This is a genomic window from Paenibacillus periandrae (assembly GCF_022458865.1).
Lineage (GTDB): Bacteria > Bacillota > Bacilli > Paenibacillales > NBRC-103111 > Paenibacillus_S > Paenibacillus_S periandrae.
The window spans coordinates 1-20331 of record NZ_JAJNMU010000030.1 but is presented as its reverse complement, the minus strand read 5'-3'; the positions used below and the strand labels follow the sequence as shown (position 1 = coordinate 20331).

The window sequence follows — 20331 nt, the reverse complement described above, 5'->3', positions numbered from 1 at the left end:
CCTTAAAACGGATTCGCTTCAAAAATCAAATAGGAAATCACGATCCGTCAATGTCTCCACATGAAGGGTACGAACATATCCGTTTCCTTTTTTGGAAAAGAAATCGTGCTGCTTTGTACGTGTGCTGATTCCATTCAGGACTATTGGATTAATATCCTCCTCTGGAAATAAAGGTTCGAGCCCCAGATTCATGAATGCTTTGTTGGCATTATAGCGGATAAATGCTTTCACTTCGTCTGTTAATCCTACAGATTGGTATAGCTCCTCTGTGTACAGCTCTTCATTGCTATGCAAATAGAGAATAAGACTATGAAGCTTATCAAATGCCGATTGCTGTTCGTTTTCATCCAATTGCGCATATATTTCTTGAGCCAGCATGCCAATATATAACCCGTGGATGCTTTCATCGCGCAGTATCAGATTAATAACTTCACCACTACTCGTCATTTTACCTTGCCCCGCCAAGTAAAGCGGATAAAAAAATCCACTATAAAACAGATAACTCTCAAGCATTACAGAGGCCGCCATCGCCAAATACAAATCCTCACGCGTCTTAATGCCATTATAATATTGGGAGATCGTCCCTGCTTTGATTTGCAAGCAACGATTGCTTTCTATCCAGCTGAAAATGTTGTCGATCTCTACACTTGAAGCCAGTGTTGTGAAAATACTGCTATAGGATTTGGCATGAATTTGCTCCATCATTCCCATAAAACCGAGCACGGCTTTACGCTGCAGCCCGTCAACCCATTCAAGTATTTTGGGCATACCAACGCCACCCTGAACCGTATCCAGCAGGGTCAGCCCCCCAAGTACTTTCATATACAGCTCCCGCTCGTCTTGGCTCAGCGTCAGCCAGGACATTTGATCATCCGACAAAGGAATCTCTTCATCCGTCCAAAATTGCATCATATTTTGCTTCCAGAAAGTGTCGGTAAAATCATCATCCGGACGGTTCCAATTTACAGCTTTCCAAACACTCATTGTCATCTTTCCCCTTCCCCTAAACGGAGCAACTGATGCATTCTTCGATCGATAATCTGTTCGTCCGGGTATAATAGAGCGATTTTAATCCTTTTTTAGCTGCATAAATATAGTAGCGAGCAAGCTGCCTTGTCGTGATGTCACTATTAACATGCAGCACGGTTGAGATTCCTTGATCAACATGTATTTGAATTTCAGCAATTAGATCCAACACCTTGAATTGATCCATCTGATAAGCAGATTTATAGTAAAAGAAATTATCCCGGCTCATGTACGGCATCGGGTAATAGGTGGTTGAGTTGGCATAGGTGCGGGTTTCGATTGGCTCCACAATCGGCATCACGCTTGATGTAGCGTTCTGAATATACGAAATGCTCTGCGTCGGGGCAATTGCCAGGCGGTAAGCGTGATACAATCCATGCTTCTGCACAGCAGCCTTCAAATTTCCCCAGTCTTCCGGAGACGGAACTGGAATCCCGATGAACAATAGCTTCACTTTGCTGGTGACGGGTCGGAAGTCCGTTTCCAAGTAACGGTCGAAGTACTTACCATTCGCATAGTCCGAATGCTGGAAGCCTGCAAATGTGACGCCACGTGTTTTTGCAATTTCCATGCTTTTTTCCAAGGAATAATAATTCATCATCATAAAAAAAGTGCGGACAAAATCTTTAGCCTCATCGCTTTCATACGCGATTTTATTTTTGGCAAGATAGCCGTGAAGGTTCATAGCTCCCAATCCGACCGAATGCAGCTCCTGGTTTGCTTTTGCAACACCCGGCGCATTGGCAATGTTCGTCATATCACTTACAGCTGTTAGGGCGGTCATCCCGTCGTGGACAGATTCCCTCACTTTTTTCCATTCCATTACATTGGCAATGTTCAGGGAGGCGAGGTTGCAGCTTATATCCCGACGGATCAGATCCGGGCGACCATAATCGGTGATTTCCGAGGTTTCCTGCAATTGGAAGATTTCCGTACACAAGTTTGACATGTTGATCGTACCCAGTTTTTTCAGAGGATGGACACGGTTGGCATTGCTTTTGTTCATGATATAAGGATAACCCGATTCGAGCTGGATCATTGCAATTTTGATTAACATGTCACGTGCGCTCATCACTGTCTTTTTACTCACCCGATTATCGGCCAGCAGTTGGTCGTACATATCATCAAGATCCATATCATCCAGGTATTTTCCGTACGCTTGAAAAACAGAGTAAGGAGCGAACAGATGCAACGGCTTGTTATCCTCAGCAAGCTGATAAAATTTGTCAGGAACAATCAAACCAATCGATAATGTCTTGAGCCGCATTTTCTCATCCGCGTTAATCTTCTTGCTATCCAAAAGCTCCATGACATCCCAACCAAAAATATGATAATAGGCCGCTCCTGAACCTCTGCGTTGACCCATCTGGTCTGCGTAGGAGAATGCATCCTCCATCAGCTTGAGTACCGGCATAATTCCTTTGGCCGCGCCCTCAACACCTTTAATCGGCTCGCCACGACCGCGAAGCTTGGACAAATTGACCGCTACACCGCCCCCAATTTTCGAAAGCTGCATGCAGGTACCCAGTACATAATTAATCGAGTTGAGCGAATCATCAGTTTCCAGCAGAAAGCAGGATACCATTTCACCGCGCCTGCTTTTCCCTGCATTCAAAAATGTCGGAGTCGCCGGCTGCATTCGCTGCTCCATCATGGACGTGGCCAAATCCCTTGCTATTTGCATCTCACCGCCCGCCAGATACAAAGCTACAATGGCAACTCTATCCGGATAATGCTCCAAGTAAATGGAATGGTCGTTGCTTTTCACTGCATAATCCGTATAAAATTTGGACGCCGCCATATAAGACGGGAACTCGAAACGAAAGCTATGACTGATTTGGTAGATCTCATCGACTTCATCGTGAGTGTAGCGTTCATAAACATTCTCATAATAATCGTTATCAATCATGTACTTCACTTTGGTCGAGGTATCTGCGAACTGGATGGTCTTCTGGTATACTTCTTCCATGAAAGCCGCTACGGCCTCCCTGTCTTTATGCAGTTGAAAAAAACCGTCCGCGTCTCGCTGCATGAGCAAATTGTTCAACTCAATGTGCTGCAATCAAACTCACCTCCTGAATAAACCTCTCTACATCCTTACTCGTTCCTGAAAGCTCGAATTTCCCCAGTACAGGTACCCCATATAACGCTGAGATCTGATCGGCGCTGCGTGCAAAGCCTTCTCCCCAGTTTCGATTACCGCTAGCAGAAACACCCATTAAATGCGAATGGTTTTTTTTCAAAAAAGAGGATACTTTTTCAGGAACCTGACCGAATCCGGTGGTATAGGTAACTAACACGAAAGACTCATTTAAGTCCTCCATCTTATCCTCAATTTGAATCGCTGGCATATTCAATTTTTTAACAAAACGGCGTACATTTCCCGTCTTCGTGTCGTAGGCGATCAACATATTTAGTCCTCCCATTCCGTTCATTGCTCTAAAGTTAACAATAAAAAAAGCACATCCGGAAGCCATAAGGGCCGAATGCGCCAAAGCGAGCAGACGAATTTTCGCCTGCCTCGTCACGGACGAAGCGATCACCTTACCTGTTCTCCGCAGGAATCGTGTCAATGAACAGGCAGGTCTCCTGGCTCGAGGATCAACGTATTCGATCCGCCTTCCCGACTTTGTATGATACAAAATCAGTGGCTAACCAGATCGATACTCCTCTCTTACAGTGGCGGGACCGCACCGGTTTTTCACCGGACTTCCCTTTTAAGCCTTTTCGTTCTCTTCAAACAAAAAAGCACCTGTCATAACAATATATAGTTGTTAATTAACGATTTATACAAATATATATCAATATATTGTATTTGTCAATTATGATATATGCGTAGTTTCCATGTAAAGAAAAAGAGCCCGCGCATATGCGCCGGCCCCTGTGAATCAAGAAACAACTATTAGTAGCTTAAACCCGGATAAAGCGGGAATTGTGCAGTTAAATCCTTCACCATACCGCGTACTTCTTCATGAACAGCTTCGTCGGATTGGTTTTTTAATGTTAATGCGATGATTTTTGCAATTACTTTCATAGCCTCTTGGTTCATACCGCGAGCGGTAGCAGCAGGTGTACCGATACGAACACCACTCGTCACCATTGGCTTAGCAGGGTCAAATGGAATCGCATTTTTGTTTACCGTTACGCCTACTTCATCCAACAAATGCTCGGCAGCTTTACCCGTGATGCCAAGGCTGCGAAGGTCGATCAGCATTAAATGGTTGTCGGTACCGCCGGATACAAGATCAATACCTTCAGCCAATAAGGCTTCGGATAAGGTTTTAGCATTATTGACAACGTTGTGCGCGTAGGTTTTAAATTCAGGCTGAAGCGCTTCGCCAAAAGCAACTGCTTTGGCCGCAATAATGTGCATCAACGGTCCACCTTGGGTACCCGGAAATACCGCTTTATCAATCGCTGCTGCCCATGGCTTACGGCACAGGATCATACCACCACGAGGTCCGCGAAGCGTTTTATGGGTAGTCGTTGTGACAAAATGCGCGTGGGGTACCGGATTCGGATGCAAGCCTGCTGCTACAAGCCCTGCAATGTGAGCCATATCAACAAACAATAAAGCCCCTACATCATTGGCAATGGAAGCCAACGCTTCAAAATCGATGATGCGTGAATAGGCGCTGGCACCGGCTACGATCATTCGAGGCTTGTGTTTGAATGCCAATTTGCGGACCTCGTTATAATCGATACGCGCATCTTCTTCTCTTACACCATAAGCAACAAAGTTATATAAAATACCGGAAGCATTCACAGGACTACCGTGAGTTAGGTGGCCACCATGTGCAAGGTTCATGCCCAGCACCGTGTCGCCAGGCTTCAGGGCTGCCAAATAGACTGCCATATTAGCTTGCGCACCGGAATGTGGCTGTACGTTCACATGCTCAGCACCAAACAATTGTTTAGCACGATCACGCGCAATATCCTCAACGATATCCACGTATTCACAACCACCATAGTAGCGTTTGCCCGGATAGCCTTCCGCATATTTGTTCGTCAGCACGGTACCCATTGCTTGTATGACAGCCTCACTCACGAAGTTCTCGGAAGCGATCAATTCAATTTTATCTCGTTGACGACCGATCTCCAAATTCATTGCCTCAACAATTTTGGGATCTTGTTTGCGTAATTGTTCCACAGTAATGCTCTCCTTAGTATACATGTTCTATTAACACGTACACACCCGGCCAAAGCCTGCTGTGTACGTGCTTTTGTAACCACTATAACCTTGTCTTCTATCTATATACTAAAATTACACGATTGCGGCATGTTGCGCACGGGCAAGCTTCGTCGCATCTACCATGTTTCGCAAGGAATCAACCGTCTCTTGAAGCCCACGGGTTTTAAGTCCGCAGTCCGGGTTTATCCAGAACAGCTTAGGATCCAATACCCGCAAAGCGCGTTCGATCATGCTTGTCATTTCCTCTACACTAGGAATACGCGGGCTGTGGATATCGTATACACCTAAGCCGATTCCAAGCTTGTAAGTGTTCAGCTCGAAACTGTGAATCAGTTCGCCGTGGCTGCGGGATGTTTCAATGGAAATAACATCGGCATCCATCGCTTCTATCGAATCAATCATGTCATGGAATTCGCAATAGCACATATGTGTATGGATTTGTGTTGTTTCCTGTACGGTGCATGTGGCAATACGGAAAGATTTGACTGCCCACTCCAAATAATTGGCTTGCTCAGCTTCCTTAAGCGGCAGCCCTTCGCGAACTGCAGGCTCATCGACCTGAATCATACCAATGCCCGCCTGCTCAAGTGCTTCCACTTCTTGTCTCAGCGCATACGCCAATTGGTAGGCAATTTGCTCGCGCGGTATGTCTTCACGGACAAATGACCAATTCATGATCGTAATAGGACCGGTCAGCATCCCTTTAACTGGATGCGCAGTCTGCGACTGGGCATATTTGGTTTCTTCCACAGTCATTTCACCGATGAACGCTACATCCCCGAATATAACCGGAGGTTTAACGCAACGGGAACCGTAGGACTGGACCCATCCGTTTTGTGTAAATGCAAAGCCTGCAAGCTTTTCGCCGAAAAATTCGACCATATCCGTTCGTTCAAACTCCCCGTGCACCAGTACATCCAGACCAATTTCCTCTTGAAGCTTGATCCAGATATTGATTTGTTCCCGGATAAAGCCAGCATACTGCTCTTGGCTCCATTCACCCTTGCGCCACAATTGGCGTGCTTTTCTCACCTCAGCAGATTGTGGAAAGCTGCCGATTGTCGTTGTCGGAAAAAGGGGTAGCTGCCATTTTGCCTGTTGAGCGGCATAACGCTCAGCGAAAGGCAGGTTGCGCTCAGGCTTTTGAGAATTGACAGCAGCTACGGCTTGCTGGATATCGCTGCGGTTGCGCTCTTCTGACTGCTGAAGTGCCTGAATAACACGGTCACTGTGATCCAGTTCATCTTTCACTCCGTCGCTGCCCACAGCGATAGCTTTTGTTAAAAGGACCAATTCGTTAAGCTTTTCATCCGCAAATGCGAGAGCATTCTTCAGTTCAGATGAGAGCTTGGTCTCACGTTCTGTTGTTACCGGAACATGAAGCAGGCTGCATGACGACTGCACGATGAGGCGATCGGCTGTAACGAGTTCGGTGAGTTCTTCCAGTAGTCCCAGTTTTCCCCGAAGTGACGCTTTCCAGATACCACGACCGTCGATGACGCCTGCACCTAAAACCTTGTCAGCCGGAAAGCCGAGCGTTTTAATCGAAGATAGATTGCCGGATAAACCATGAACGAAATCAAGCCCAATTCCTTTGACCGGCAACGCAACGATTTCACTGTATTGTTCGACAGATTCAAAATAGGTTTGCAATATGATGTTCAGATTAGGCACGGATGCGGCAAACGTCTCATAGATAGTTTTCAACCGCTGGATGTCAGGACCACTTAGCTTCGTCACGAGAACAGGCTCATCGATTTGTACCCATTGAACTCCTTCTGCAGCCAACTCCTGAAGAACCTGCACATAAAGCGGTAATAACCGATCCAACCAGGAATCAAACTCCGATTGGCTGTAACCTTTTGACAATTTCAGGAAGGTCAATGGTCCAACGATAACCGGTTTGCCTTCAATCCCAAGCTTTTCCTTAGCTTCCCGATAAGCTGTAAGCGGCTTATTTTCGGTAAGCACCGGAGATGCATTGGACAGTTCAGGTACAATATAGTGATAGTTGGTGTTAAACCACTTGGTCATTTCGCTTGCTGTAGCATCCTTCGTCCCACGAGCCATCCCGTAGTAGACAGACAAGGGAACAACGCCACCTTCATAAGAAAAACGTTTCGGAATAATACCGAACATCGCAGCTGTATCCAATACATGGTCGTAATAGCTGAAATCATTAACCGGGATCAAATCAATGCCCTTCTCTTGCTGTTTACGTAAATGATTCAATCGGATGTCCTGCAGCTGGCGGTGGAAGTCTGCTTCCTCAAGCTTGCCTGACCAGAAAGCTTCGAGCGCTTTCTTCCATTCCCGATCCGCACCAATACGCGGGTATCCTAAAGCACTACTCTTCACCATCTATAAAAACTCCTCTACAATTTGTTATAGAAAACATATCATAGATTTCCAGATATAACGTAACTGGATTAAACTATATCTAGTTATAGCCTGAGGATATAAGTACCTTTTAGTGCAACAAAAAAAGGATGAGATGAGGATTTCCAAGCTCCGGCTTTTCGCTTCAAGGGAATATGAAATTGCAGAAAGTCCTCAAGACACTCCCAGCCCTCCAAGCTTAATCGTCCTCCACGCTTCCAATCTATGGCGTACAAGCTGTAATACGACGTGATTTATGCTGTGCAGATCCCTGAAAAACGCAGCCTTTAATGGGCTGGGTTTGGCTGTTTTTTTAAGGCAAAATCGTCGGTCTAATCAAAATTTCGCTGACTAAGGCATCATCAGGCTCATTAATGGCGAAAGCAATCGCTCTAGCAATACTGTAGGGTGAAATTCCTATGCCGCTTAATTGGCTGACCATCGCATGAACCTCCGGGCTAGTAATGCTGTCAAAAAGTTCGCTCTTCGTCAATCCGGGAGCAATTACGGTGGATCGAATATGAGAAGCCGGCGACTCTTCCGGGCGCAGCCCTTCCGATATTGCTCTCACTGCAAACTTGGTTGCCGAATATACCGCTGATGTCGGAGATATATGATAACCCGCAACAGAGGATAGATTAATGATATGGCCGGACTGCTGTTCACGCATCGTGGGCAATACCGCTGCAATGCCATAAAGAACGCCTTTAATGTTCACATCGATCATTTGATCCCATTCTTCAACTCTTAATTCATTCAGTCTGGAATTAGGCATGACCCCCGCATTATTCACCAACACATCGATTCGACCATACTTGTTCAATGCAAACTCGGCCAATTTTTGCATATCCTCTGATGAAGCTACGTTCGTTTTTATAGCAACGGCTTCGCCGCCATCCTGTTTAATTTCTTCAACAATCGTATGCAGACGTTCCTCTCTTCTGGCAGCCAATACCATCTTTGCCCCATTCTGCGCCAGCAGCTTGGCTGTAGCTTCTCCTATACCGCTGGAGGCTCCAGTTACAATGACTATTTTATTTTTGATATTTTCCACTTCGTATGGCTCCTTGTATAAAAATGATGACATTCATTTATGAAAAAGATTGTTGTCTGCAATTGGCGCCAATATGCTTGATGGATAGAAATTAATCCGATGTGCGATGTGCCTTATTGAACAAATATTGAATAATTAACGGCCGTTGATTTATATTATAGATAGAAGCCCCTAGTATGCAATCGTTAATTGATACGCTTTTGTTTCATATACAACAACATGTACAGAATTGTTCAATATAAATTAAGCAGACCTTCTGAAACCGGATGAAAGGTATCCGTGATCCAGAAGGTCTGTCTTAAGAAACTTTTGTGATTCACATCCCGAGAAAACGAAAGCTAATCACCTTTTAAATAAATCCCACATCTGCTCGGCCATATATTGAGGCGAATGTGGCATTTTGTTCTGAATCCACCATTCTATGATGCCTACGAAGGCTGAGGCATTAAATTGTGTAACCAATTCCTTATCTATCGTCTGATTAGTAGACTGATCCAAATTCTTTTTTATGCTAGATTTAACGAAGCTCAGCATTCGTTCTTGAAATAGTGACGTTATTTTATTGGAAATCATGGAAGAAAAGAATAAGAAGTTATCCTCGAAATATTTAAAAATAGGCTTTTGCTCACTTATAAAATCATCTTTTTCTAGATTTACATGGATCGTACATGAACTGAACATTTTGCTTAAATGGAAATCTATACATTTGTAAAGCAGGTCATATTTATCTGTATAGTGAAGATAAATCGTTCCCCGATTCACATTTGCTCGATCAGCAATATCATTAATCGTGATTTGCTCGAATTCTTTTTCGGAAAACAGCTCCAGAAAAGCTTTGTTAATGGCTTCCTTTGTTTTCAGAATACGTCTATCTACTTTGGTGCCCGTGGTCATTCTTGTATCTCCTCCCGAGATAATGAACATAACTATAGTTGTTGTTGAGTATACAACAAAAGCGTAATGATTATCGATTGAAGTATTCATTTCCCTGTTCAATAATAATATTCAACGATAGTTCAATAATCAATACGTATTTATTAAACAGCATGAATACATCAGACGATACAGCCAAATAATTGTATTATCGGGACGTAGTCATTACCTCAAGGAGCGATACAAAATGGAAAACGTTAGATGTCATCGTTGCTCTTTATCATGATCTACAATGTGACAGGAATCACCGGCTTATACTGCAAAATATCGCTGGAAGCCTGCATCCATGAAGCCAAGCCGGAGGCAAGCCGTTCGATGTGTCCGGCATATGAGGGCTCTGACGACAAATCTTGTGTTTCCCATGGATCATTTCGTAGGTCAAACAACTGGATTCGTTCCGTTCCTGTGTTCGTTACTGGTGACCGATAATAACGAATCAGCTTCCATCGGCCGTCCGTTACCATCCGCTGGACATCCCGATAAACCGAGCACACGATACCGCGAACGCCATCGCTTTCCCCTGCCAAGATTGGACACAGACTTACGCCTTCCGTTTCCTCCGGCACATCGACTCCGCACAGCCCGGCAACTGTAGGAAAAATATCGATATTGCTTGCCAGAGCAAGCTCCTGCTTACCCTCCGGTACACCTGGCCCCCGGAATATAAGCGGAATGCGCACGCTATGCTCGTAAACGTTCTGTTTGCCCATCAATCCGTGTTGTCCAACCGCCAAGCCATGGTCCGCGGTATACACGATGAGCGTGTCATCATAGATGCCCTTAGCCTTCAGCGCTTCGACGACTCTACCGAGCTGCGCGTCCAAGTGACTTATCATCGCATAGTAATCAGCAATATGCTCACGAATTTCGCCCTCTTCCCTCGGCCATTGAGCGAGCTTCTCATCCCGCCCCGTCATATCGCCAGTATCGAATGGATGCTCCCGTACAAAGTTTGGAGGCAGCGGAATGTTGGCTTTATCGTACATGCTTGCATACGGCTCCGGTGCGGTTCGGGGATCATGCGGCGCGGTATAAGCCACATACAGGAAAAACGGCCGCTCCATCCTGCAATCCTCAATAAAGTTGACGGCAGCGTCCGTAAACAGCTCTGTCGAGAACGTATGTTCTATGTATTCCTGTTCCTTCGGATAAGCTCCAGTTGGATCATAATCGTAAACGGGAACCTTTGTGTGCTCGCTCATGCCGTGAAAGCATAGCTTATCCCCTCCTTCGAAGCTTCGGGCGAAGCTTGACTTGTCGTTATGCCATTTGCCGATCGCATGAGTTTGGTACCCGGCTTCACGCATCATTTGCGGCATTAACCGAACATCTGGACGAATAACGCTCGAATGCTCCCGGTTCATCATATCTTTGCCTATCGTCGCCCGGAAGATCGGAATGCCCGTATTAACACATGCTCTGCTCGGCGCGCAAACGGCACCGGTTAAGCCGCCGAATATATGTGTGTTACGACAAGATGTCCCACCGGCTACCAGCGAATCCAATACCGGCGTCTGTATCGTATCATTGCCAAACGCTCGAATGGCTTCATCACGATGATCATCCGCTATTATAAATACGACATTAGGTCTTGTGGTTGAAAGCTGCTGAATATTGTTATCTTTCATCTTATACCTCACTTTCACATACTGGGCTTCATCTTCGGAACTTAAATCACTTTTAAGCATACATCGATACAACTGTGCTGACATTGTGCTTATTTACTTCGATATGACTTTTTTTGTTTTATTAAAAAAAGCCTATATTAAAAATTCAATTTACCCCGTATATGATCGGCCATAATTTTGTATCCTTCAGCATTCGGATGCAGGTGGTCTGGTAGTTTGTCAGCAAAGGCTTCACCAAAAATATCCAAACCGTCTACATAAATAAGATTTGAATCTCCATAAGAAATTAAAATATTCACTGCCTCCTGGATTTCTTCTCTCATTGTAATCAAGTTCATCCCTACGAGGTTTTCATCTGTCTCCCTGTGGGGACAATAAATAGGAGAAATTAAAAATAGGGGCGTGTTGACATGCTTTTCCCGAATGATCGATACCATACCAATAATGGCAGAACGAAACGTCCTAATATTTAAGCTATTGCGACCCATCACATTAATGCCAAGGCACATGGAAATGACGTCAGCGGGAAGATCACGGATGACGCGAGCAACCATCGGCTCCAAATGACATTGTCCACCAAATCCCATACAAGTCAGGTCCCAGCCTTTGTTGCGTGCTACGATTGCCGGCCAAGTTTGAGCAGGACTTTCCGCTGCGCTGCATTGTGTAATGGAGCTGCCGTATGTAACCCACCGTGGTTGATTGTTTTGCAGGGGAGCAGCCGATGCTCCGTCATCAATTTGTAGCGCTTTCACAATTACGGCCGCTTTTTGTGAAAAATAAATTTCCACCCTCTTCATGCTGCTAGGCAGGTTAGTAAATATACAGCTTTCTTCTCCTGCAGGAAGAGTCTTGGTACCGACCAATTCATCCTCAATAACGAGGTCAAACCGTAGATCTGTATCCGCTATGGCAATTATTTTATTTCACCTTTCTATCGTTATTTGTGCGCTATTATTGCACCTATTATAATGGGGCATCTAATAAATGTAAATTAGTTAATCAAACGCTTTCTGTGATGCTAATGATACTGAAAAAGCTGCCGATTCACCCGACAGCTTCAAAGAGGCGCTCCTATTCAATGAACCGAGCTGCCACGATGTATTATTGAGTTAGGACCATGCCATAATCAATCACCTGCTCAAATACTTGCTTGTAAGTGAATGTTTTGCGCTTAAAAGCTGTTTTGGCGTACCATCGAATATGACTTGACCACCATTACTGCCGCCTTCGGGACCCATATCTATGATCCAATCGGCGTTTCTGATCACATCCAGATTATGTTCGATCACAATGACAGTATTTCCCGCATCTACAAGACGATTCATGATAGCAAGCAAATGGGCGATATCCGACATGTGCAGCCCGGTCGTCGGCTCGTCCATGACGTAAATGCTTCCCTTTTTATGCAGCTCGCTGGCCAGCTTGATGCGTTGGCACTCACCGCCCGATAGTGTGCTGAGCGGCTGGCCGAGTGTCAAATAATCCAGTCCCACATCACTCATTGCCTGCAACTTGCGCACAACTTCTTTGATATCAAAAAAAGAGAGGGCTTGTTGTACGGTCATCTCCAGCACATCGGCGATCGATTTATCGCCCAGTTTGTAAGCGAGCACCTCCTCTTTAAAACGTTTGCCGCCGCATATTTCGCAGGTTGTTTTAACGGTTTCCATAAATGCCAACTCGGTATAAACAACACCAAGACCTTGGCAGTTTTCACAGGCACCCGTGGAATTAAAGCTGAACAACCCGGGTTTCACTTTGTTGGCTGATGCAAAGGCCTTGCGCACATCGTCCATGATGCCCGTGTACGTGGCTGGATTCGAACGGGTCGAGACACCTACAGCTGCCTGATCGATCACTATCGCATCAGGATGCTTTTGCAAAAATACCTCGTTGATCAGTGTGCTTTTGCCTGAACCGGCAACGCCTGTCACTACGGTTAATACACCCGTTGGTATATCAACGCTAACATTGCTCAAATTGTGTAGATTGGCGCCCACGACGGATAGCTTGCCCGTTGCCGGACGAAAATGATCCTTAAGCGGCATGGATTGTTTCATATACTTGCCCGTCAAGGTATCGGCCTGTAGCAGTCCGGAATAACTGCCTTCGTAAACAATGGTACCGCCGCGGCTGCCTGCAAAAGGACCGACATCAACTATATGATCGGCTACTTGAATCACATCAGGATCGTGTTCGACAACTATGACAGTGTTGCCTTTATCGCGCAGTTTCTGCAGCAGTTCATTAAGCCGGTGCACATCACGGGGATGCAGGCCAACGCTCGGCTCATCAAAAATGTATACCACATCCACGAGGCTGCCGCTCAGGTGTTTGACCATTTTGACACGCTGTGATTCTCCACCGGATAAAGTGTCGGTTTCGCGGTCGAGACTGAGATATTCCAGACCAATATCAACCAGGTGCTGCAGCCTTTCCGTTAATGCTTTAACCATAGGCGCCGCTATCGGATCTTTTATTTCCTTGATGACCGCAATCAGCCGACCTACCTCCATGGAAGACAGTTCGGCAATATTGTTACCGTTGATTTTACAGCTAAGAGCCGCTTGGCTAAGACGGGCGCCGCGGCAGAGGTAGCATGGACCTTCGGTTATAAACGGCTCTACCATTTTTTGAGTGCGCTCCGCCCTCGTTTTGAGATCTCGCTTGATGTACTTGCCGCTGAACTTCTCAATGATACCTTCAGAGGTAAATTTTACTGGCTTTCCTCCGACTTGCATTTCAACCTTATACGGTTTGCCGTACAAAAGCTGTTCCATTTCTGCCTCGGTGTAATCGACAAGCTTTTTGTCGTTATCAAACAAACCTGACTGGGTAATAATGTTCCAATCCCAGCTGTCAACGCCATACTCTGGAAGCAAGATGGCGCCTTCGTTGAGTGATTTGGATATGTCCAATGCTCTCTTCGAGTCAACTCCAAGCTTGCGGCCTACACCGTTGCATTCCGGGCACATACCATGCTGATCATTGAAGGAAAAGGCATTGGCGTTACCTGCGTAAGGATGACCTACACGTGAGTATAGCAGCCGAAGTATAGGTGCAATATCCGTAATCGTACCCATGGTCGAGTGAGCACCGCCTCCCAAGCGTTTTTGGTCGACGATAACCGCCATGCTCAGATTTTCGATAGCGTCTGCATCGGGTTGCGGGATACGCGGCAAGAAGTTGCGGACGAACATACCGAAGTTTTCATTCAGCAGACGCTGGGATTCAGCTGCAATGGTATCGAAAACGATCGATGATTTACCGGAGCCGGATACACCAGTAAAAATGGTGATTTTACGTTTGGGAATGCGCAAAGACACATCTTTAAGGTTATTTTCCCGGGCGCCGCGGATTTCTATATATTCTTGGGTCATCAGATATCTTCCTTTATTCGTAGTGAGACGGCTATTGTTCCAACACCTTTTCAAACTCGCGGAACCAATTACTCCAGCCATACTTAGCGCCTGCGAGTGCTTGATCATTTGAGATTCCGGTTTGTTCGAGATGAAGATTAACCGTTCCGTCCCCTAAATCCTTCAGCGTCCAGGTAACCGTGTGCTTCTCTCCGCTTTCCCAAGTATAAGACAATCGGTTTGGTGCTTCCACGATAAGCACTTCGCCGTCAATAATTCCATTCCACCATTCGGTCGGCTGCGTGCGAAACTGAAAACGGTATCCCACAATAGGCTTAAAATTATTTTCCATAGTCCACTTGGCAAGCTTGCTTGAATCGGTAAGAGCGGACCACACCTTTTCAATCGATTTCTTGAACTGAAAATCCAAGGATAATGTTAAACTCATTCTTCTTCCTCCTCTAATAGTTGGTTCAAACGCAACCTATTGGTACTCCAGAACTTGCAGTAGAAAGCCACCCAATCTTGAATTTCTCTGAGTGGAGAGGCGTTTAGCCTAAATCGCGTTTCTCTGCCGACTTTTCGGTCAAGCACCAGCCCGGCCTCTTTAAGAATTGTCAAATGCTTGGATACCGCAGTACGGCCCATTTGTAACTGCACTGTTAATTCATGAAGCGGTATCTCCTCTGCCTCTGCTAACAGACGAATCAGTTGGCGCCTAGTTGGATCTGCAATCGCGTCATACACATCCCGCAACTGGTTGTTCTTGCTCACAACACCCTCTCCTATAAATATTATTACCTAGTCACAGACGTTAATTTCACAACCTTCTTAAAAGAAGCGGTTCTTCGTACGTAGCAACACGAGGCGAGGACCCCTAATTAGACACCATTTAGTGTCATGTTAATCATAGGGCACCATTTGGTGTCGTGTCAACACATTTCGAAACGGACCCCGACTCGGGGCTCGTCCAGTAATCTAATTCACCCGCCGACAGTGGTGCCGGATGATGAAATTGTCTGTTAAATATCGCCTCAAAACATTCTACAACAACCTCACTAAATTCCAAGCCTTGCAGGTTCATCTCCCTCATACACATATTTAGGGAAGGAATTTGCTTCCGAAGAAGTTCCATGTTGCACCCTCCACTCATTCCTTTATGTCAATGGAATCATAACATAAAATGCTGTGGGGTCTTGATTCACTGGTGGGATTGGTCTGCTATCTTTTTGGTCAATATTCCGTTCGTGGTGACGAGCTTCCGGATACTTTCAATTAAAGATTGATAGATATGATCGTCCATCTCATTCGGATTCCAATCATTAGGCCGGATCAGGTTAATCGGTATGCTTTCGACTCTCATGAGTCACCTCCAACAGTGTTAAGTCGGTTTTTGACAAAATAAAAAGCACCGGTTAGGGTGCGTAGTACTTTTTTCGATTTAGCTTTTAATATACTCAGTCGGAATCATCTGATGAATTACCGCTGGAGCTATCACTATCTGAATCGTATGAACTTCCCGAGTCGTCATTTGATGAACTATAGCTACTACTTGAATCACTTGAATCGTTTGAATTCCCCCAACTGCTTGAACTACTACTATCATGGTAGCTCTGAGAGGAGCTTTCATTAGTGGAAAAACTCCAAGAGCTCGAAATACTTTCAAAGTCATCTCTATTGTGTGCAACCTTTGCTAATTTACGTGTTCCATATGAGGAATGGGTCCCCCGCCCCTCGCAGACATCACACCAATATTTAAAAATCCAAAAAACTTTGTACTTACCTGTCCCGTTACATCTTGCACATTTTGGCACTGTAGCACCTCCCACCATCACATTTCGACATAAGGAAGGGTTTTCCTTTTAAATATCTAAAGTAATGGTGTTCACCTCCAATTGGTTAAATGGATAACAAAAAAGGACACCAGCGGCGCCCCTCAATAGTTCGTATCCAATTTTGCTACAATACAATTACCATGCCTTACGTCAAAGAATCGGACATAAAGCGGCCTCAGTACGGTCTTAGAACGGACATGATTTGTATCGCTTTAGTTCATTAAAAAGAACAGATTAACTGAAATCTTAATCTTTTAAAGAAGTCCAGCTTTCATATTCATGAATGGCATATCCGGCAAAAGATGAATTGCTCGAGAGCGTTCGGATTACCGTATTCAATTCACTTTGCATTTGGGATCTTCCCTTTGCATAAAAGCTGCTGTGCTCTTCGTTATTGTTGAGGGTTTCTACCCCAATGATGACCGGCTTGCTGGCTTTTTCAGCTTCAACCAACTCATTCGAAACGGATTTGATAATGTCCTCGGCATTATCAATATAGGCCATCAAGGAGATTTGATCCAGCCTGCGGATCATCCAATCCGAAAGCGTAGTTCTACCACCGTATCCATCAGGGACGTTAAACCTATCTAGCCACACCGGCAAATCTACACCAGTAGTTAAATGTGTATCTGCTTTGACTTGCTGGACAAAACCGCTAATTGTATCCATCCAAAGCCCTACCATCTTATCTGGGTCACTCCGCCATTGCGGAAGCACATACGGCTCCACATCAAGATGGATACCGTTAAATCGTTCGCTGGGAAGAACGCTGTTATTGTATGTGTTCACCCAATCTATGAACTGGTACAGTTTCCCTTGCTGCTCGGGTAAGACCCATTCGGGGGCTCCACCTAAAGCATGAACTTTAATACCACGACTTTCAGCTTCTCTAATAAAGGTACTATAAACATCGGAAGGTATATCTACATCAATTTGCAGATACAAAAGATTGATACCGTTTTGACCAAGAAAATCAAGTGTTTTGTCTTTCTCTTTCCAAATTGAGTATGTATTCCATAGCCATGTCGCAACGATTTGTTGATCTTCGGCATATGATTTACTCACGAAGCCAGTAAGTGAAGAGAAGAAAACAAAAGTAACAGCAAGACTTAACACGACTGCTTTTATGGCCAGTCTAGACAATGAACATTTCATGGACGTTCTCCTTCATAAAAAAGTATGATTTGGACCATCTCGCTCCAGATTTTTATTATAACCAAAAATTCGTTCTTTATAAAGTACGATTGTTAGTAGAATAAGCGTGAAAATGGAAGGCTAATGATGGGTCATGGCTGTTTGTAATGTATTATTGTAAAAAGCGTATCGTTTTTTTAATGTACTGTAATGGGTTTATGTCTGGAGGCAAGATACATTCCTAAACTCAACTTTTCGTTTCCTTCTATACATTTTTATTCCTTTATTTAATCATCCTTCAGCACCATCAAACCAAGTATACCTGCCAATCTATAGATTGCCATTGACTTCGGCGGTAATGCCGATCGCTGTAACCAAGCTCTGCTGCTACGTCCGTATCTGAAACATAATCGTCCTCCATGAAGCGTGCCCGTATCAGCTTTTGGTGTCGGGTGCCAAGACGGTTAATAGCCCTTTCTGCACGTTCAATGTGCTTTATGTGATTCTCTTGTTCTTCTATATTTTGAATAATAATATTTTCGACTGGAGAACTGACTGTGTTCGTGTTGCTGTGAAAGCGCGACTCGTCCGTGCTTTTTTCCTCAACGTACCCTTCTGGCGTTCGTTCACTTATAGCCGCGATTACGCCGTTAGCATCTCGTTTGATAAATATGAGTTCCTGCTGCCATTTTTGCATTTTTTAAAAACCTCCTTGTTATTGATTCGATTGATTTTAATTCAATTAAAACCGATTCTTTAAATAGATGATGAATATCTAAAGGAACTGATTATATTGGTAGTAAACATTTATGAGCGTAGTGATCTGATTCCGATAGCAACAATCGATTATTTTCCGGGTAGAGAAGCAGGATACGTTAAATTGGGTGTAATAATATGGAAGTTAACATCAGGTTTGGGGGAAACCATAGACTGACCGATTGAGGAAACGAAGATATTCAGACGGAGCCATTATCTATATCGCAGTCTCTTTCGAAAGATTAAACTTGCTACTACCAGTCCTAGAAAGAATCCTGATATTGAAGAGACAATAATCATCCCTAATATATTTGTGCTTGAAGTAAAGTATAGCTTTGCAATAACGACGACTATCGCTATTATAAGTACGATAAGCCAATAAATTATCTTTCTCTTCGGACCTATTTCTCTGAAATTTTTTGTGGAAAAAGGGGTTTTAATTAATAACCATACGATTAGTAAAATCTGAGCCAACATACCTATTAAAGAAAGTATGTGTTGAAGTAACTTGTATAACGGAACTGAAAAATAGATGTTTTGTAAAAGAGGATAATTCATGACAAAATAACCTGATTTATGAGTGAATGCATCCAAAAAAATATGACTATAGAAACCAATAACAACAGACAGTAAAAACACAATCCAATTTTTTATGTCTCGAAAGTCAAAGGATCTGATTAGTTGGTAGGCTTTCACATCGATATGGAACATAGAGGGCAGATGTAATATTAAAGGTTTCCTAATTAGGTGCAGCAAGAATAAAATGACTACACATAAGGGAAGCCCTTGTAAAAGAAGTCCTTTATGTGTATGCCCTATGGCTTGATATGGCTCTAGTGCAATAAAATACTCATAATCGGGAGACATACTTCCCAGAATAAGTCCCGATAAACTAAAATATCGTGGTTTTATAAATTTAATTGGAAATGAATATAATGGATGGGCAAATGTAAATGGCAAAAAATCACTCCCCGTAAAAAACTGATAATCAACCCCGAAACTTGGTTGTTAAATTTCTTAATAAAAGTTCTCCTTCAGATTTAAAATATCTATTATTTCTAATAAATTCTGTAACTTCAGATAATTTTGCCGGTCTATAACCTGGACCACCGCAACCACAGGAATGATAAGTAAAACCGTTATTATATAATAATTCTACCTTTAACCATTGCTTAAGGTTATCTTGTCTAGGGGTTTTAAAATCATGTCCCATATCCTTCATAATTCCCCTACATTGAGGGCATCTAAATTTTCTATTTCGGATTTCAGTTTTAATTAATTCAAGATCAGAAGTTTGCTTAAATACCTTTCTACATGTAAAACATGCAAATATATCTTTATAAGGACCGTACATCGCATACCGACACATAATAAATCACTTCCTCTTCAGATTAAGCTATTGTTTTTGAACTAAGGTTTGAAATATATATTTGTCTTGCACTTTTCATCTCGGGCAGACCAAGGAACAGAATATCCGCCGCAGGAAAACGGGGTTATATGCTGCTCCGGCCATCTTGGTGATACCTACTATATTCTTGTTTTATTCTTACCGGTCCACCTATATCCGAATTGATTAATATAAATATAGCAACTATTGATAATATTAAAGTTAGTATACTAACTACATAAAATACTTTTCTCTTCTTTCTCCATAATAAATGAATAATTAATATAAGTATTATTGATAAAATGCCTGCAAAAACGATTGTTTGCTTTATAAATGTTAAAAATTCATCTGCAGTTGAACTGTTCGCTCTAAAGAAGTCCACTAATATCAAGTTAGTAGATAAATAAAGTGCTACAGTGTAGAAAACAAAAAAATATATGTATATAAATGTTAGTAATATCCCTTTTATGTATTTGTTCATGATTGCTGACACCCCTCAAAAATAATAGTTTATTTATGGCTCAAAACAGAAATCAGTGCTTGACGATATAAACTACTTTTGAAAATGGAAAAACATCTGCTAAACCTGTAATGTTGTAAGTCCTACCAAACAACAAAAGGAATTAGACAGATGCAAATCCAGTA

General features: G+C 43.6%; 20 protein-coding genes and 1 riboswitch. All 20 genes read right to left on the bottom strand.

The genetic code is table 11. The features are described from left to right. Positions 1-18: 18 nt before the first annotated feature. A complete protein-coding gene (gene nrdF / locus LRL21_RS36860) occupies positions 19-984 on the bottom strand; it encodes a class 1b ribonucleoside-diphosphate reductase subunit beta (protein ID WP_240420798.1) in 966 nt (321 codons plus the stop codon). Positions 985-1003: 19 nt separating this feature from the next. Next, a complete protein-coding gene (nrdE, locus tag LRL21_RS36855; protein ID WP_240420797.1) occupies positions 1004-3088 on the bottom strand; it encodes a class 1b ribonucleoside-diphosphate reductase subunit alpha in 2085 nt (694 codons plus the stop codon). Continuing rightward, positions 3075-3437 carry a class Ib ribonucleoside-diphosphate reductase assembly flavoprotein NrdI gene (nrdI, locus tag LRL21_RS36850; RefSeq protein ID WP_240420873.1) on the bottom strand — a complete coding sequence of 121 codons (363 nt, stop codon included), beginning with the start codon at positions 3435-3437 and terminating at the stop codon, positions 3075-3077. The genes nrdE and nrdI overlap by 14 nt, the downstream gene beginning before the upstream one ends. A 151-nt stretch (positions 3438-3588) precedes the next feature. Then, a riboswitch (cobalamin riboswitch) is annotated at positions 3589-3797 on the bottom strand. A 131-nt stretch (positions 3798-3928) separates the two neighbouring features. Beyond that, positions 3929-5176: a serine hydroxymethyltransferase gene (glyA, locus tag LRL21_RS36845; protein ID WP_240420796.1), complete on the bottom strand. Its 1248-nt coding sequence runs from the start codon at positions 5174-5176 to the stop codon at positions 3929-3931. A gap of 114 nt (positions 5177-5290) precedes the next feature. Further along, positions 5291-7579, bottom strand: coding sequence for a 5-methyltetrahydropteroyltriglutamate--homocysteine S-methyltransferase (gene metE, locus LRL21_RS36840; protein WP_240420795.1), 2289 nt, complete (start codon positions 7577-7579; stop codon positions 5291-5293). Positions 7580-7910: 331 nt separating this feature from the next. Beyond that, the gene (locus tag LRL21_RS36835; protein WP_240420794.1) at positions 7911-8651 is read right to left on the bottom strand and encodes an SDR family oxidoreductase; all 741 of its coding nucleotides are present in this window, start codon (positions 8649-8651) and stop codon (positions 7911-7913) included. Between the two features lie 342 nt (positions 8652-8993). Then, positions 8994-9545 (bottom strand): TetR/AcrR family transcriptional regulator, encoded by a 552-nt coding sequence (locus LRL21_RS36830; protein WP_240420793.1) that lies wholly within the window; start codon positions 9543-9545, stop codon positions 8994-8996. Positions 9546-9811: 266 nt separating this feature from the next. Beyond that, positions 9812-11212, bottom strand: coding sequence for a sulfatase family protein (locus LRL21_RS36825; RefSeq protein WP_240420792.1), 1401 nt, complete (start codon positions 11210-11212; stop codon positions 9812-9814). Positions 11213-11349: 137 nt separating this feature from the next. After that, a complete protein-coding gene (locus LRL21_RS36820; protein WP_240420791.1) occupies positions 11350-12012 on the bottom strand; it encodes an SGNH/GDSL hydrolase family protein in 663 nt (220 codons plus the stop codon). A 333-nt stretch (positions 12013-12345) separates the two neighbouring features. After that, positions 12346-14595: an ATP-binding cassette domain-containing protein gene (locus LRL21_RS36815; protein WP_240420790.1), complete on the bottom strand. Its 2250-nt coding sequence runs from the start codon at positions 14593-14595 to the stop codon at positions 12346-12348. A 31-nt stretch (positions 14596-14626) separates the two neighbouring features. Then, positions 14627-15022, bottom strand: a complete 396-nt coding sequence (locus LRL21_RS36810; protein ID WP_240420789.1) for an SRPBCC family protein — start codon at positions 15020-15022, stop codon at positions 14627-14629. After that, positions 15019-15348, bottom strand: coding sequence for an ArsR/SmtB family transcription factor (locus tag LRL21_RS36805; protein ID WP_240420788.1), 330 nt, complete (start codon positions 15346-15348; stop codon positions 15019-15021). Before LRL21_RS36805 ends, LRL21_RS36810 begins: the two co-directional genes overlap by 4 nt. A gap of 133 nt (positions 15349-15481) precedes the next feature. Further along, on the bottom strand, positions 15482-15709 hold the full coding sequence (locus LRL21_RS36800) for a hypothetical protein (protein WP_240420787.1): 228 nt from the start codon (positions 15707-15709) through the stop codon (positions 15482-15484). 66 nt (positions 15710-15775) lie between these two features. After that, on the bottom strand, positions 15776-15937 hold the full coding sequence (locus LRL21_RS36795; protein WP_240420881.1) for a hypothetical protein: 162 nt from the start codon (positions 15935-15937) through the stop codon (positions 15776-15778). Positions 15938-16015: 78 nt separating this feature from the next. Further along, complete coding sequence (locus LRL21_RS36790; protein WP_240420786.1) at positions 16016-16204, bottom strand: hypothetical protein; 189 nt, start codon at positions 16202-16204, stop codon at positions 16016-16018. A 451-nt stretch (positions 16205-16655) separates the two neighbouring features. Beyond that, entirely contained in the window at positions 16656-17564 is a 909-nt protein-coding gene (locus LRL21_RS36785; RefSeq protein WP_240420785.1) for a glycoside hydrolase family protein, read from the bottom strand. A 286-nt stretch (positions 17565-17850) separates the two neighbouring features. Then, positions 17851-18240 carry an ArpU family phage packaging/lysis transcriptional regulator gene (locus tag LRL21_RS36780; RefSeq protein WP_240420784.1) on the bottom strand — a complete coding sequence of 130 codons (390 nt, stop codon included), beginning with the start codon at positions 18238-18240 and terminating at the stop codon, positions 17851-17853. A 272-nt stretch (positions 18241-18512) separates the two neighbouring features. Beyond that, positions 18513-19259, bottom strand: coding sequence for a DUF4184 family protein (locus tag LRL21_RS47015; RefSeq protein ID WP_420832532.1), 747 nt, complete (start codon positions 19257-19259; stop codon positions 18513-18515). 28 nt (positions 19260-19287) lie between these two features. Then, positions 19288-19668 (bottom strand): hypothetical protein, encoded by a 381-nt coding sequence (locus LRL21_RS36775; RefSeq protein WP_240420783.1) that lies wholly within the window; start codon positions 19666-19668, stop codon positions 19288-19290. A 124-nt stretch (positions 19669-19792) separates the two neighbouring features. Beyond that, entirely contained in the window at positions 19793-20167 is a 375-nt protein-coding gene (locus tag LRL21_RS36770) for a hypothetical protein (RefSeq protein WP_240420782.1), read from the bottom strand. Positions 20168-20331: the final 164 nt, after the last annotated feature.